We start from the raw sequence: 14,104 nt of genomic DNA, 5'->3' as shown, positions 1-14,104 counted from the left end.
CGTCGACGGGGTCGGCCAAGATCGCCAACCCCGTCGACGTTCGCTGTCGGTGGGACAAAGTAGTCTTGAGCCCATGCCTGAACGCCGTACCGTCGCACTCGTCACCCTTGGCTGCGCCCGTAACGAGGTGGACTCGGAGGAGCTCGCAGGCCGTTTGGAGGCGGACGGCTGGCAGCTCGTCGAGGACGCCGAGGACGCGGACGTCGCCGTCGTCAACACCTGTGGCTTCGTCGAGGCCGCCAAGAAGGACTCCGTCGACGCCCTCCTCGAGGCCAACGACCTCAAGGGCCACGGCAGAACCCAGGCCGTCGTGGCGGTCGGCTGCATGGCCGAGCGGTACGGCAAGGAACTCGCCGAGGCCCTCCCGGAAGCCGACGGCGTGCTCGGCTTCGACGACTACGCGGACATCTCCGACCGCCTCCAGACCATCCTGAACGGCGGCATCCACGCCTCCCACACCCCGCGCGACCGGCGCAAGCTGCTGCCGATCAGCCCGGCCGAGCGGCAGTCGGCGACCGATGTGGCGCTGCCCGGGCACGCGGCCCCGGCGGAGCTGCCCGGACAGGGCGCCCCGGTGGACCTTCCGGAGGGCGTCGCGCCCCAGTCCGGCCCGCGTGCGCCCCTGCGCCGCCGCCTCGACGGCGCCCCCGTCGCCTCGGTGAAGCTCGCCTCCGGCTGCGACCGGCGCTGCACCTTCTGCGCCATCCCCTCCTTCCGGGGCTCCTTCATCTCGCGCCGGCCGAGCGACGTGCTGAACGAATCACGGTGGCTGGCCGAGCAGGGCGTCAAGGAGATCATGCTGGTCTCCGAGAACAACACCTCCTACGGCAAGGACCTCGGCGACATCCGGCTGCTGGAGTCGCTGCTGCCCGAGCTCGCGGAGATCGACGGCCTGGAGCGGGTGCGGGTCAGCTACCTCCAGCCCGCCGAGATGCGGCCCGGTCTCATCGACGTGCTGACCTCCACGCCCAAGATCGCGCCCTACTTCGACCTGTCCTTCCAGCACTCCGCACCCGGGGTGCTGCGCGCGATGCGCCGCTTCGGCGACACCGACCGGTTCCTGGAACTGCTCGACACCATCCGCGGCAAGGCGCCCCAGGCGGGCGTGCGCTCCAACTTCATCGTCGGCTTCCCCGGCGAGTCCGAGGCCGACCTGGCCGAGCTGGAGCGGTTCCTGAACGGCGCCCGGCTGGATGCCATCGGTGTCTTCGGGTATTCCGACGAGGAGGGCACCGAGGCCGCGACGTACGACGACAAGCTCGACGAGGACGTCGTCGCCGAGCGGCTCGCCCATGTCTCCCGCCTCGCCGAGGAACTCGTCTCGCAGCGGGCCGAGGAGCGCGTCGGCGAGACCGTCCACGTGCTCGTGGAGTCCCTGGACGAGGACGGCGTGCACGGCCGGGGGGCGCACCAGGCGCCGGAGACCGACGGACAGGTGCTGCTCACGTCGGGCGAAGGTCTGGCCGTCGGCCGTATGGTCGAGGCGAAGGTGATCGGCACCGAGGGCGTCGATCTCGTGGCCGAACCCCTGCAGGGCTCTTTCGGGTGTAGTGAGGAGGCGGGCAGATGACGGGTGTCCCGGCATCGGCCGCGGGCGGCTCCTCGCCGGCGAAGCAGGCGAATCCGGCGAACCTGGCCCAACCGGCGAAGGGGGCCACCGCGGCGGACGTGTCCGCCGTCGAGGCGCCCGACGCCGTCGAACCGACCGCTGCCGCGGGGCCCGGAACCGCCGCGGGCGAAGCCGCCGGGCCCGATGCCGGACCGGACGCCTCCGCCGACGGCAGGGCGCCGCGCGGCGGCAAGCTGGCCGCCGCCGCGGTCAACCAGGCGAGCGTGTGGAACATCGCCAATCTGCTGACGATGCTCCGGCTGATCCTGGTGCCCGGCTTCGTCGCGCTGATGCTGGCCGACGGCGGCTACGACCCGGCGTGGCGCTCGCTCGCCTGGGCCGCCTTCGCCATCGCCATGATCACCGACCTGTTCGACGGACACCTGGCGCGCACCTACAACCTCGTCACCGACTTCGGGAAGATCGCCGACCCCATCGCCGACAAGGCGATCATGGGGGCGGCGTTGATCTGTCTCTCCGGGCTCGGCGACCTGCCGTGGTGGGTCACGATCGTGATCCTCGGCCGGGAACTCGGGATCACGCTCCTGCGTTTCCTCGTCATCCGCTACGGAGTGATCCCGGCGAGCCGCGGCGGCAAGCTCAAGACGCTCACCCAAGGCGTGGCCGTCGGTATGTACGTCCTGGCGCTGACGGGGTGGCTGGCCACTCTGCGGTGGTGGGTGATGGCCGCGGCGGTCGTCCTGACCGTGGTCACCGGCCTCGACTACGTAAGACAGGCCATTGTGCTGCGCCGCCAGGGAATCGCCGCGCGCCGGGCGGCCTCGGAGGAGACGGAAGCGTGAATCCCACGGCCACCGATCTGGTGCGACTACTCACGGTGAAGGGCGGGACGCTCGCTGTCGCCGAGTCGCTGACCGGTGGCCTGGTCGCGGCGGAGATCACCTCCGTGCCCGGGGCGTCCAAGGTCTTCCGCGGCTCGGTCACGGCCTACGCGACCGAACTGAAGCGGGATCTGCTCGGCGTGGACGGCGACCTGCTGGCCGCCAACGGAGCGGTGGATCCGCAGGTCGCGGCCCAGATGGCCGCCGGCGTGCGCAAAGCGCTGGGCGCCGACTGGGGCATCGCGACCACCGGGGTCGCCGGCCCCGAACCGCAGGACGGCCGACCCGTCGGGACGGTCTTCGTGGCCGTCGACGGCCCACGGCGGCCGGGAGCCGGTTCCGCCTCTGGCGGAAAAGTGGAGGCCCTGCGGTTGAACGGCGACCGCGAGGAAATTCGTAGAGAGAGTGTACGGAGCGTGCTCGTACTGCTTCTGACAGAACTTGCGGGCGAACTCACCGGGAATGAGCGGGCACAGGATACGGAACAGAACGGGGGGTTTTGATGTTTGCAGCCCTGAGTGAACACGACATCGCTCCCCGCACGGCCGCAGCGCAAGGCGGTACGGTGGGGCGTGAAGGATGCGGCTACGCGGTCCGAGGAGGGAGCCACCGATGATTCTGCTCCGTCGCCTGCTGGGTGACGTGCTGCGTCGGCAGCGCCAGCGCCAGGGCCGTACTCTGCGCGAAGTCTCCTCGTCCGCCCGAGTCTCACTCGGCTATCTCTCCGAGGTGGAGCGGGGGCAGAAGGAGGCTTCCTCCGAGCTGCTCTCCGCCATCTGCGACGCGTTGGACGTACGGATGTCCGAGCTCATGCGGGAAGTGAGCGACGAGCTCGCCCTCGCCGAGCTGGCCCAGTCTGCTGCGGCCACCCCCAGCGAGCCTGTGCCCACGTCGGTCCGTCCGATGCTGGGTTCCGTGTCGGTGACCGGTGTGCCACCGGAGCGGGTGACCATCAAGGCACCCGCCGAGGCGGTGGACGTGGTCGCCGCATAGGTTCATCCGCGTGGGCGTGCGAGCGCCGACGTGCGGGTGTGAGGTCCCGGCCGGGGCTTCTCCGGGCAGGTCCGGAGGAGCGCGGGCGGGGCCTTCCGCGTTCTCCGCGTCGGTTTGCCCATCCGGGGTACTGCGGTCATGGTGAAGAGGCACGACGGCCGCCACACACCGGAGGTAGGGATGTACGTCGTGAAGAGCCCCCTGTCCGACGCCGACCTGAAGACCGTCGGCGAGGCGCTCCAGGGCGCACTCGTCGACCTGATCGATCTGTCGCTGCTCGCCAAGCAGGTCCACTGGAACGTCGTCGGGTCCAGGTTCCGGTCCATCCACCTCCAGCTCGACGAGGTCGTGGCCGTCGCCCGGGCCCACTCCGACACCGTGGCGGAGCGGGCGTCCGCGCTCGGCGTCTCGCCGGACGGCCGGGCGGCGACGGTCGCGGGTGGCAGCGGACTCGGCTCGCTGCCGGAGGGCTGGATCAAGGACGCCGACGCGGTGGGCGCGCTGGTGTCCGCGCTGGGCGCGGCCATCACCCGGATGCGGGAGCGCGTCGCGGCCACCGAGCGCCCGGACCCCGTCAGCCAGGACATCTTCATCGGCATCACGGCGGATCTCGAAAAGCACCACTGGATGTTCCAGGCGGAGAACGTCTGATCCCGGGCGGGAGGGCCGTGGCGGACCGCATAGTGCGCCGGGGGGTGATGCTCGGGCTCGGTGCCCTGTGGTGGTGGGCCGTGGTCAGGCTCGCCGTGGCACCGGGCGCCGGTGCGCTGGAGGGGACGGTCGCGGCCGGCGGTTGGGGGCTGAGCCTGCTGCCGGTGCACTGCGTGGCCAAGGGCCGGGCCGCGGGAGCGGTCGCGGCGGGGCGGTGGCGGGCCGCCTGGCGCGGGCCCGGGCCGACCGCCCCCCAGGCAGAGGCGCCGGGCGCCGGGTCCGCCGACGAACCCGGCTGAGGACTACCAGGGCATGGCCACGCCGCCGTTCGGGCGGAGGATCTGGCCCGTGGTGAAGCCGGACGCGTCCGAGGCCAGATGGAGGACCGCATGGGCGATGTCCTCCGGCGCGCCGACGCGTCCCAGAGGTGACATACGGGCCATGAGCGCCTCGGTGCGCGCCTGTGCGCCGGGGTCGTGGCGATCGGTCATGGGCGTGCGGATCCATCCGGGGGCCACCGCGTTGACACGGATGCCGTGCCGGCCGACCTCGGTCGCCAGGGTCTTCGTCAGCTGGACCACGGCTGCCTTGGCGGCGCCGTAGCAGAGCAGTCCCGGCCCTCCGGTGTCCACGGCACCGGAGGCCATGGTGACGATGCTGCCGCCTCCGCCCTGGGCGAGCATCAGCCGGGCGGCCTCCTGGCAGGCGTACAGCACGCCCTTGAAGTTGACGTCCAGCACCCGGTCGAGGTCCTCGTCGCGGGTCTCCAGGACGGGGCTGCTGTGCATGATCCCGGCGACCGCGGCCATCACGTCCAGCCGCTCGCAGGACTCCACGGCCCGGCGGACCTGGGCGTGGTCGGTGACGTCCAGTCGGTGCGTACGGGCGGTGCCGCCCCGGTCCTTGATCAGCGTCGCCGTCTCGTGCAGGCCCTGCGCGTCGAGGTCCGCGCCGTGCACGAGAGCCCCGGCCTCGGCGAGCAGCACGGCACAGGCCCGGCCGATCCCGCTCGCGGCGCCCGTGACGAACGCGGTGCGTCCGGTGAGGTCGTACGCCTTCACGCCCATGAGGGGACGGTACGAGTGTTTCTGACGGGGCGTCAATTGGCTGGGCAAGGTTCCGTGCGCGTACGGCGGTCAGCCGGGCGTACGGCGATAGCGCTCCCGCCAGCGCTGCGGGGAGCCAGGTGCCGGTGCCGGACCCCGCTGGCAGGTCGGGCACCAGTAGGTGGGCCGCTCCTGGGACCCGTCGCCCTGGTCGGCGACCCGGATCGAGGTGCCGCAGCGCAGGCAGGGGCGGGGCGCCCGCCCGTAGACGAAGAGGTCCTGGTGGGGCAGGCCGGTCGTCCGGCGGACCACCCGGTCGCGGTTCGCCTCCAGCAGCCGCCGGGCGAGATCCGGCAGATGCGCGGCCCGGTCCGCGGGGAGCGCGCCGACGGGTAGCCAGGGGGTGACGCCGAGCAGGAAACAGAGCTCGCTCTTGTAGACGTTGCCGATGCCGGCGAGATTGCGCTGGTCGAGGAGCGCCTCGCCCAGGGGACGCTCGGGGTCGGCGCGGAGGTTCGTGAGCGCGAGGCCGGGGTTCCAGTCGGGGCCGAGGAGGTCGGGGCCGAGGTGGCCGACCACGCGGTCCTCCTCGGTGGTGCGCAGCAACTCCATGACCTGGAGCCGGTAGCCGACCGCCGTGCGGTCGTCGGCGCCGAGGACCACCCGGATCTGGTGGGCCGGACCGCCCTTCCAGCGCTCGCCGTCGCCGTAGACCCGCCAGGCGCCCTCCATGCGCAGATGCGTGTGCAGGGTCAGTCCGCCCTCGACGCGGGTGAGCAGGTGCTTGCCGCGCGGAACGGTGCCCAGCACCTGCCGGCCGCTCAGGTCGAGCGTGGCGTACTTCGGCACCCGGAAGTCGCTCGCGGTCAGCACCTTGCCCGCGAGAGCGTCGTGCAGCCGCTTCGCCGTCTGCCAGACCGTGTCACCTTCGGGCATGGGTCAAGGGTGGCACGGCGGGGCCCTGCGGCGGTGAGGTCATGCGCGCAGCCGCAGCCCGCGGGGGGTCGCCACGAAGCCCGCTCCTTCCAGCAGGGCGCCCACGGGGGACGTCAGGGCCGAGACGCCGTTGATCCGCTCCACCGTGACCGTGCCGAGGGAGCCTGCGCGGGCGGCCTGGGCGAGGGACTCCGCCGCGGCCCGCAGGCGGGGGTCGTCGGTGGGACCGCCCTCGGCGTCCGGCAGGGAGGGCCAGGCCAGCACGGTCTTGCCGCCGCGCTCCATGTAGAGCGTGAGCTCACCCTCGACGAGCACCACCAGGGAGCCCGCCTTGCGGCCCGGCTTGTGTCCCGCACCCGTCGGTGGCTCCGGCCAGGGCAGGGCGGCACCGTACGCGTTCGCCGGGTCGGCGGCGGCGAGCACGACCGCGCGGGAGGCGGGGTCGTCGGCGCGGGATGCCGTACGGCGGTACTGCCGGGCGGGGCCGCCCGGGCCCCGGGAGTCGAAGGCCGGTGCGGAGGCGTGCCCGCCGGGGTGCGAGGGTTCCGCGGGGTCCCACGGGGCCCAGGGGGCGTCCTCGGCACGGGACGGGAAGACCTCGGGGGAGCCGTCGGCAAGTGCGTCGGTGGGCGTGCTGCTGGACGGGCCGGTCAGCGGGTCGGTGGCACGGCCGGTCGGCGGGTCGTCCCACGGCGTTCCGGGGAAGGAGTCCGGGAAGGGGTCGGTGAACGGCCCGGGAAAGCCACCCGGGGCAGGACCCGGCCGGGTGTCGGCGGGGGCCTGCACCGCCTCGCCCCGGTCGCGGGCGTTGGACACCGCGCGCAGCCGGTCCACGGCGCCGTCCATGGCGAACTGGGCCGCGCCGAGCCCCTCCACGACGTAACCGCGCCGGGCCTGGCCGCTCTCCTCGAAGGCGGACAGGATGCGGTACGTCGCCGAGAAGCCGCCCTCGACGCCCTCCGCGGCGACGGCTCCCCGGGTCACCACGCCGTGCCGGTCGAGGAGCGCACGGGCGAGGGCGTGGGCCCGGACGGTGGGGTCGGGTTCCCGGGCCGGGACGAGGGACCAGCGGCCGGCGACGGTCGGCGGGCCGCCGCGGGAGGCGGGCCGGGCGGCGGCCGTCAGGGAGCCGTAGCGGCCCCGGGGGACCGCGCGCTTGGCACGGTGGGCGGTGGAGCCCGCCGTGCGGCCCGAGCCCAGCAGGGAGCGCATCGGCGCCAGCGTGTCGTTGGTGAGCCGGCCCGACCAGGCCAGGTCCCAGACGGCGTCGGCGAGTTGGGGGTCCGTGGCGTCGGGATGGGTGGTGGCGCGCACCTGGTCGGCGATCTGGCGGAAGAACAGCCCGTAGCCCCCGGACAGCGCGTCGAGGACGGACTGGTGCAGGGCGGTCGGCTCCAGCGGGTGGGGTGGGGGCAGCAGCAGCGGGGCGGCGTCCGCCAGGTACAGGGAGATCCAGCCGTCCTTGCCGGGGAGCGCGCCCGCTCCCGCCCAGACGACCTCCCCGGCGGCGGTGAGCTCGTCGAGCAGGGCGGGGGTGTAGTCCCGCACCCGGGAGGGCAGGACGAGCTTCTCCAGGGCGGAGGCGGGCACCGAGGCGCCCTGGAGCTGCTCCACCGCGCGCAGCAGGCCGTCGACGCCGCGCAGGGAGTGGCCCTTGCCGATGTGCTGCCACTGGGGCAGGAACTGGGCCAGCGCCGGTGGAGCGACCGGTTCCAGTTCCTGCCGCAGGGCGGCCAGCGAGCGGCGGCGCAGTCTGCGCAGGACGGTCGCGTCGCACCACTCCTGGCCGATGCCCGCCGGATGGAACTCGCCCTGGACGACGCGTCCGCTCGCCGCGAGCCGTTGCAGGGCACCCTCGGTGACCGCGACCCCCAGGCCGAAACGGGAGGCGGCGGCGGCCGAGGTGAACGGGCCGTGGGTGCGGGCGTGGCGGGCGAGGAGGTCGCCGAGCGGGTCCTTCACCGGTTCGGTGAAGGCTTCCGGGACGCCGACCGGGAGCGCGGTGCCGAGCGCGTCGCGCAGCCGGCCCGCGTCCTCGACGGCCGCCCAGTGATCGGTGCCCGCGATCCGGACGCGGATGGCGCGGCGCGCCGCGGCCAGCTCCTGCGCCCACTGGGGCTCGGCGCCGCGCAGGGCCAGCTCGGCGTCGGTGAGCGGACCGAGGAGCCGGAGTAGGTCGGCGACGCCTTCCGGGTCCTTGGCGCGCCGGTCCTCGGTGAGCCACTGCAGTTCCTGTTCGAGCTCGGCGAGGACCTCGGCGTCGAGCAGCTCGCGCAGCTCCGCCTGGCCAAGCAGCTCGGCCAGCAGCCGTGAGTCCAGGGAGAGGGCGGCGGCGCGGCGCTCGGCGAGCGGCGAGTCCCCCTCGTACAGGAACTGCGCCACGTACCCGAACAGCAGCGAGCGGGCGAACGGCGACGGTTCGGGGGTGGTGACCTCGACCAGGCGGACCTTGCGGGACTCCAGATCGCCCATCAGCTCGGTCAGTCCGGGGACGTCGAAGACGTCCTGGAGGCACTCGCGGACGGCCTCCAGGACGATCGGGAACGAGCCGAACTCACTGGCCACCTGGAGCAGTTGCGCGGCGCGCTGGCGCTGCTGCCACAGCGGGGTGCGCTTGCCGGGGTTGCGGCGGGGCAGCAGCAGCGCGCGGGCGGCGCACTCGCGGAACCGGGAGGCGAACAGGGCGGAGCCGCCGACCTGGTCGGTGACGATCCGGTCGACCTCGCCCTTGTCGAAGACGACGTCCGCCGCGCCGACCGGGGCCTGCTCCGCGTCGTACTCCGTCCCGGCCTTCCTCGGTTCCTGGTCGAGCAGGTCCAGGCCCATGAGGTCGGCGTCGGGCAGGCGCAGCACGATGCCGTCGTCGGCGTGCATGACCTGGGCGTCCATGCCGTAGCGCTCGGAGACCTTCGCGCCGAGCGCCAGGGCCCACGGGGCGTGGACCTGCGCGCCGAACGGGGAGTGGACGACGACCCGCCAGTCGCCGAGCTCGTCGCGGAAGCGCTCCACGACGATGGTGCGGTCGTCGGGGACATGGCCGCAGGCCTCGCGCTGTTCGTCCAGGTAGGAGAGGACGTTGTCGGCGGCCCAGGCGTCCAGGCCCGCGGTGAGCAGCCGCAGCCGGGCGTCGTCCTTGGGCAGGGAGCCGACCTCGCGCAGGAACGCGCCCACCGCGCGGCCCAGCTCCAGGGGGCGGCCGAGCTGGTCGCCCTTCCAGAACGGGAGCCGCCCCGGGACACCGGGGGCCGGGGAGACCAGGACCCGGTCACGGGTGATGTCCTCGATGCGCCAGGAGCTCGTGCCGAGGGTGAAGACATCGCCCAAGCGGGATTCGTAGACCATCTCCTCGTCGAGTTCGCCGACCCGGCCGCCGCCCTTCTTCGGATCGGCGCCCGCGAGGAAGACCCCGAACAGGCCGCGGTCGGGGATCGTGCCGCCGGAGGTGACGGCGAGGCGCTGGGCGCCCGGGCGGCCGGTGACCGTGCCGGCGACGCGGTCCCACACCACGCGCGGGCGCAGCTCGGCGAACGCGTCGGAGGGGTAGCGGCCCGCGAGCATGTCCAGGGTGGCCGTGAAGGCGGACTCCGGCAGGGAGGCGAACGGGGCGGCCCGGCGGACCGTCGCGAGCAGGTCGTCCACCTGCCAGGTGTCCAGCGCGGTCATGGCCACGAGCTGCTGGGCCAGGACGTCCAGGGGGTTCGCGGGGACCTTCAGGGACTCGATCGAGCCGGTGCGCATGCGTTCGGTGACCACGGCCGCCTGGACCAGATCGCCGCGGTACTTGGGGAACACCACGCCGGTGGAGACCGCGCCGACCTGGTGCCCCGCGCGGCCCACGCGCTGGAGACCGGAGGCCACCGATGGCGGTGACTCGACCTGGACCACCAGGTCCACCGCACCCATGTCGATGCCCAGTTCCAGGCTGGAGGTGGCGACCACCGCGGGGAGCCGGCCCGCCTTGAGGTCCTCCTCGACCAGGGCGCGCTGTTCCTTGGACACCGAGCCGTGGTGGGCGCGCGCGATGACCGGCGCGGCGCCCTGGGCCGCTCCAGAGCCGCCCATCAGTTCCGCGGGGGCGTGGTCCTCGTCCAGCGGCCGGCCCGTGGCACGCTCGTACGCGATCTCGTTCAGCCGGTTGCACAGGCGCTCGGCCAGGCGACGGGAGTTCGCGAAGACGATCGTGGAGTGGTGGGCCTGGATCAGATCGGTGATCCGCTCCTCCACATGCGGCCAGATCGAGGGGCGCTCGGCCCCCTCCGAACCGTCGGCGACGGGTGAGCCGCCCAGTTCGCCCAGGTCCTCCACCGGGACCACGACCGAGAGGTCGAACTCCTTGCCCGACGCCGGCTGGACGATCTCCACCTTGCGCTGCGGAGAGAGGTAGCGGGCGACCTCGTCCACCGGGCGGACGGTGGCGGAGAGGCCGATACGGCGGGCCGGCCGGGGCAGGAGCTCGTCCAGGCGCTCCAGGGACAGGGCGAGGTGGGCGCCGCGCTTGGTGCCGGCGACCGCGTGGACCTCGTCGAGGATCACGGTGTCGATGCCCGTCAGCGCTTCGCGCGTGGCGGAGGTGAGCATCAGGAACAGGGACTCGGGGGTGGTGATCAGGATGTCCGGCGGGCGGGTGGTGAGGGCGCGGCGCTCGGCGGGCGGGGTGTCGCCGGAGCGGATGCCCACCGTGACCTCGGGTTCGGGCAGGCCCAGGCGGACGGACTCCTGGCGGATGCCGGTCAGGGGGCTGCGGAGGTTGCGCTCGACGTCCACCGCGAGGGCCTTGAGGGGGGAGACGTAGAGGACGCGGCAGCGCTTCTTCGGGTCGGCCGGCGGGGGCGTCGAGGTGAGCTGGTCCAGCGCCGCGAGGAAGGCCGCGAGGGTCTTGCCGGAGCCGGTCGGGGCCACCACCAGGACGTCCGAGCCCGCGGCGATGGCCTGCCACGCGCCCGCCTGGGCCGCGGTGGGCGCGGAGAACGCCCCCGTGAACCAGCCGCGGGTCGCGGGGGAGAAGCCGTCGAGGGCTCGGTGTGCGGAGCTGACCATGGATCCATCCTGCACCCGGGCACTGACAATCGCTCCGACCTGCGGCTATGGCGACGGCGACACCGGCGGGGGCCGCGGCGGAGAATGGGGGCATGGCGCATGCTCGTGAGTCGGCTCGGCACTGGCGGTACGCGGAACTGCCCGGTGTCGATCTGCTGCGCGCCTCGTACGTCCGCAAGACGTTCCTGCGGCACACCCATGAGCACTTCGTGATCGCCGCCGTGGCCGAAGGAGCGGAGGTCTTCCGGCATCGCGGGTCCGACGTGTACGTGGGGGCCGGTGCGCTGGCCCTGGTCAACCCGGACACCCCGCACACCGGCCGGGCCGGGGTTCCGGAGGGCTGGCGGTACGGCGCCGTCTACCCGCTGCCCGAGCTGGTGGCCGAGATCGCGGCCGAGACGACGAGCCTGCGGGGCACGCCCGGGTTCGTGAGTCCGGTCCTGGAGGACGCGCACGCCGCCGCGCTGGTGCACCAGGTGCTCCGGGCCGCCGACGAGGGCAACGCGCTCGCCGCCGACACGCTGCTGCGGGTCGCCGTGACGCGGCTGCTGCGGCTCAACGGCGGGGCGCTGCCGCAGCGGGAGGTGCGGACGGCCGGGGCACGGATCGCGGCACGCGCGCGTGGGGTGCTGGAGGAGAGGATGGCCGATCCGCCGACGCTGGAGCGGCTGGCGCGGGAGCTCGGGACCAGTTCCTTCGCGCTGCTGCGCGCCTTCCGGGACGCGTTCGGGATGCCGCCGCACGCCTGGCTCACCGATGCCCGGGTGCGGCGGGCCCGTCGGCTCCTGGACGGCGGCACCTCTCCCGCGGAGGCCGCGGTGACCGTGGGGTTCACCGATCAGCCGCACCTCAACCGGCACTTCGCCCGGATCGTGGGCGTGCCCCCCGGCGCGTACCAGCGCGAGCGCAAGAACGTACAAGACCTGCCGGGGCGGCTTCTCCTACCGTCGGACACGTGGCAGAACGGACCGCTTCCTCAGACATACGCGCCGGCCGAGCCGGGAGACCGGACTCCGCCGTCGTCCGGGACGCACTGGGCGTCGGCGTCGCCGTAGGCCTGTCCGGGTTCGCCTTCGGCGTGACCTCGGCCGGCAGCGGGCTCACCGTGTGGCAGAGCTGTGCGCTGAGCCTGCTGGTGTTCACCGGTGCGTCCCAGTTCGCGCTCGTCGGCGCGCTGGCGGCGGGCGGCAACCCGCTCACCGCGGCCGCGGGCGCGTTCTTCCTGGGGGTGCGCAACGCGTTCTACGGTCTGCGGCTCTCGCAGGTACTCGCCCTCCCGCGCGCGGTGCGTCCGCTGGCCGCCCAGTGGGTGATCGACGAGACGACGGCCGTGTCGCTGGCGCAGCCCGGGCGGCGCGCGGCCCGGATCGGCTTCACCGTCACCGGGGTGAGCCTGTACGTGCTGTGGAACCTCACGACCCTGCTGGGTGCCCTGGGGGCCGAGGCGATCGGGGACACGGACGCGTGGGGGCTCGACGCGGCCGGGCCCGCGGTCTTCCTGGCGTTGCTCGCGCCGATGCTGCGGACCGGCACCGAGCGGCTCGTGGCCGGGCTCGCCGTCGTGCTGGGGCTCGGGCTGCTGCCGGTCGTGCCGGCCGGGGTGCCGGTGCTGGTGGCCGCGCTCGCCGCGCCCGCCGTGCTGTACCTGAAGGGGCGGCCACGTGACGAGGAGGATGCGTGATGGGTGTCTGGATCGCGATCGTCGCCACGGCCGCGGGGTGCTACGCCGTCAAGCTCGCCGGGCTGCTCGTGCCCGACGGGGCCTTGGAACGGCCTGCCGTACGGCGGCTCGCCGCCCTGCTGCCGGTGGCTCTGCTGGCCGCCCTCACGGCCCAGCAGACCTTCGCCGACGGGCACGCGCTCGTGCTCGACGCCCGGGCCGCCGGGCTTGCGGCGGCCGCCGTGGCCTTGGTGCTGCGGGCGCCCTTCCTGGTGGTCGTCGCGGCGGCCGTGGCGGTGACGGCCGGGGTGCGGGCCCTGGGCGGATGACGCCGGGCCCGGGGGGTCAGCCGATCGGGCGGCCGTGCGCCCGCAGGGTGCGCAGGGCCTCGATCGTCACCATGGAGCGGGCCTCCAGGGCCGGGGCGGGCGCCCAGTGGCGCCAGCGGACCGGCCAGCCGCCGTCCTCCTGCTGCTCGCTCGCGAGGTGGTCCAGGGAGCGGGCCATCTCGTCGTCCGTGAACCACGCGCGCGCGAGGGAGCGGGGCGTGCGCGCGAAGTCGTGCGGGAAGTGGTGCTCGCCGGGGGCGTACCCGGGGGCCACCGGGAACGCCTCCAGGTGGTCGGGGTCCAGTGCCGCCAGGCGCTGGTCGCGCACCAGGCGGCCCAGGCGGTCGGCGGCCGCCTCCGCGCGACGGCGGTCGGGGGCGGAGTCCAGGAAGGCGACGGCGGCCTCGATCTCGTACGGGTGGGACCGCTCCAGGGAGTCCACGGCCTGCCAGCAGAAGTCCGTGGCCCGGAACAGCCAGGCGTGCCACACGTCGTTGCGGTGCAGCAGGCCCACCACCGGGCCCGTGGCCAGCAGGTCGCTGGGCGGGTCGTCCACGATCGGGACGAAGGGGGCGGTGGGATAGCCGCGCTGGCCGGGGTCGATCGCGGGCAGGGCGCCGTCGGCGGTGGAGACGGAGGTGAGGTAGCGGCACACCCGCTCGACGCGCCTCCCGCCGAGCAGGCCGACGCGGTCCAGGACCCGCAGCGCGTGCACGGTGTGCAGGGGCTGGCTCACCGGGCCCCGCAGATCGGGTTCGAGCGCGTGGCCGTAACCGCCGTCCTCGTTGCGGTAGGCGTCCAGTGCCGCCTCGACGGGCTCGGCGCCGCCGTGCAGGAACTCGTACGCGAAGAGGCGCTGTTCCAGCACGCGCGCGGTGAGCCAGACGAACGGCTCGGCGCGGAAGAGCGGGGAACGCGCCGGGGGCGTCGGGGTGAGTGGGGATGATCCGGTTTCGGCCATGGGCAGACCGTAGGGCGGAAAGCGGTCTCCGCAGGCGGTC

The 14,104-nt window shown here is 73.9% G+C and carries 13 protein-coding genes; 9 read left to right on the top strand and 4 right to left on the bottom strand.

Annotation, left to right across the window (positions count from 1 at the left end; all coding sequences use genetic code 11):
- Positions 1-73: 73 nt before the first annotated feature.
- The 6 genes from rimO (at position 74) to AQJ58_RS10235 (ending at position 4,394) form a co-directional block, all read left to right on the top strand.
- Positions 74-1,570 (top strand): 30S ribosomal protein S12 methylthiotransferase RimO, encoded by a 1,497-nt coding sequence (gene rimO, locus AQJ58_RS10260; RefSeq protein ID WP_079078821.1) that lies wholly within the window; start codon positions 74-76, stop codon positions 1,568-1,570.
- A complete protein-coding gene (pgsA, locus tag AQJ58_RS10255; protein WP_079078820.1) occupies positions 1,567-2,412 on the top strand; it encodes a CDP-diacylglycerol--glycerol-3-phosphate 3-phosphatidyltransferase in 846 nt (281 codons plus the stop codon). The genes rimO and pgsA overlap by 4 nt, the downstream gene beginning before the upstream one ends.
- Positions 2,409-2,954 carry a CinA family protein gene (locus AQJ58_RS10250; protein WP_067247591.1) on the top strand — a complete coding sequence of 182 codons (546 nt, stop codon included), beginning with the start codon at positions 2,409-2,411 and terminating at the stop codon, positions 2,952-2,954. Before pgsA ends, AQJ58_RS10250 begins: the two co-directional genes overlap by 4 nt.
- Positions 2,955-3,063: 109 nt before the next feature.
- On the top strand, positions 3,064-3,444 hold the full coding sequence (locus AQJ58_RS10245; protein WP_015657463.1) for a helix-turn-helix domain-containing protein: 381 nt from the start codon (positions 3,064-3,066) through the stop codon (positions 3,442-3,444).
- Between the two features lie 180 nt (positions 3,445-3,624).
- Positions 3,625-4,095 carry a Dps family protein gene (locus AQJ58_RS10240; RefSeq protein ID WP_067247589.1) on the top strand — a complete coding sequence of 157 codons (471 nt, stop codon included), beginning with the start codon at positions 3,625-3,627 and terminating at the stop codon, positions 4,093-4,095.
- Between the two features lie 17 nt (positions 4,096-4,112).
- Positions 4,113-4,394: a hypothetical protein gene (locus AQJ58_RS10235; protein WP_420712147.1), complete on the top strand. Its 282-nt coding sequence runs from the start codon at positions 4,113-4,115 to the stop codon at positions 4,392-4,394.
- Positions 4,395-4,397: 3 nt separating this feature from the next.
- Here AQJ58_RS10235 and AQJ58_RS10230 read toward each other — a convergent pair whose 3' ends face one another.
- From AQJ58_RS10230 to AQJ58_RS10220, 3 genes are all read right to left on the bottom strand, one after another.
- The gene (locus AQJ58_RS10230) at positions 4,398-5,162 is read right to left on the bottom strand and encodes an SDR family NAD(P)-dependent oxidoreductase (protein WP_067247582.1); all 765 of its coding nucleotides are present in this window, start codon (positions 5,160-5,162) and stop codon (positions 4,398-4,400) included.
- A gap of 69 nt (positions 5,163-5,231) precedes the next feature.
- On the bottom strand, positions 5,232-6,077 hold the full coding sequence (locus tag AQJ58_RS10225; protein WP_067247579.1) for a DNA-formamidopyrimidine glycosylase family protein: 846 nt from the start codon (positions 6,075-6,077) through the stop codon (positions 5,232-5,234).
- 39 nt (positions 6,078-6,116) lie between these two features.
- Complete coding sequence (locus AQJ58_RS10220) at positions 6,117-11,114, bottom strand: ATP-dependent helicase (RefSeq protein ID WP_067247577.1); 4,998 nt, start codon at positions 11,112-11,114, stop codon at positions 6,117-6,119.
- 92 nt (positions 11,115-11,206) lie between these two features.
- On the opposite strand from AQJ58_RS10220, the gene AQJ58_RS10215 reads away from it, so the two are divergent.
- Genes AQJ58_RS10215 through AQJ58_RS10205 form a run of 3 tightly spaced genes read left to right on the top strand, consistent with a single transcriptional unit; the run spans position 11,207 to position 13,103 of the window.
- Positions 11,207-12,169: an AraC family transcriptional regulator gene (locus AQJ58_RS10215; RefSeq protein ID WP_067247574.1), complete on the top strand. Its 963-nt coding sequence runs from the start codon at positions 11,207-11,209 to the stop codon at positions 12,167-12,169.
- Entirely contained in the window at positions 12,070-12,795 is a 726-nt protein-coding gene (locus tag AQJ58_RS10210; RefSeq protein WP_067247572.1) for an AzlC family ABC transporter permease, read from the top strand. Before AQJ58_RS10215 ends, AQJ58_RS10210 begins: the two co-directional genes overlap by 100 nt.
- Positions 12,795-13,103 (top strand): AzlD domain-containing protein, encoded by a 309-nt coding sequence (locus AQJ58_RS10205; protein ID WP_067247571.1) that lies wholly within the window; start codon positions 12,795-12,797, stop codon positions 13,101-13,103. Before AQJ58_RS10210 ends, AQJ58_RS10205 begins: the two co-directional genes overlap by 1 nt.
- Positions 13,104-13,119: 16 nt before the next feature.
- Here AQJ58_RS10205 and AQJ58_RS10200 read toward each other — a convergent pair whose 3' ends face one another.
- Positions 13,120-14,064 (bottom strand): hypothetical protein, encoded by a 945-nt coding sequence (locus AQJ58_RS10200; RefSeq protein ID WP_067247568.1) that lies wholly within the window; start codon positions 14,062-14,064, stop codon positions 13,120-13,122.
- Positions 14,065-14,104: the final 40 nt, after the last annotated feature.

The sequence above is a fragment of the Streptomyces sp. DSM 15324 genome, from assembly GCF_001514285.1.
Lineage (GTDB): Bacteria > Actinomycetota > Actinomycetes > Streptomycetales > Streptomycetaceae > Streptomyces.
This window is presented reverse-complemented; position numbering and strand designations above follow the sequence as displayed.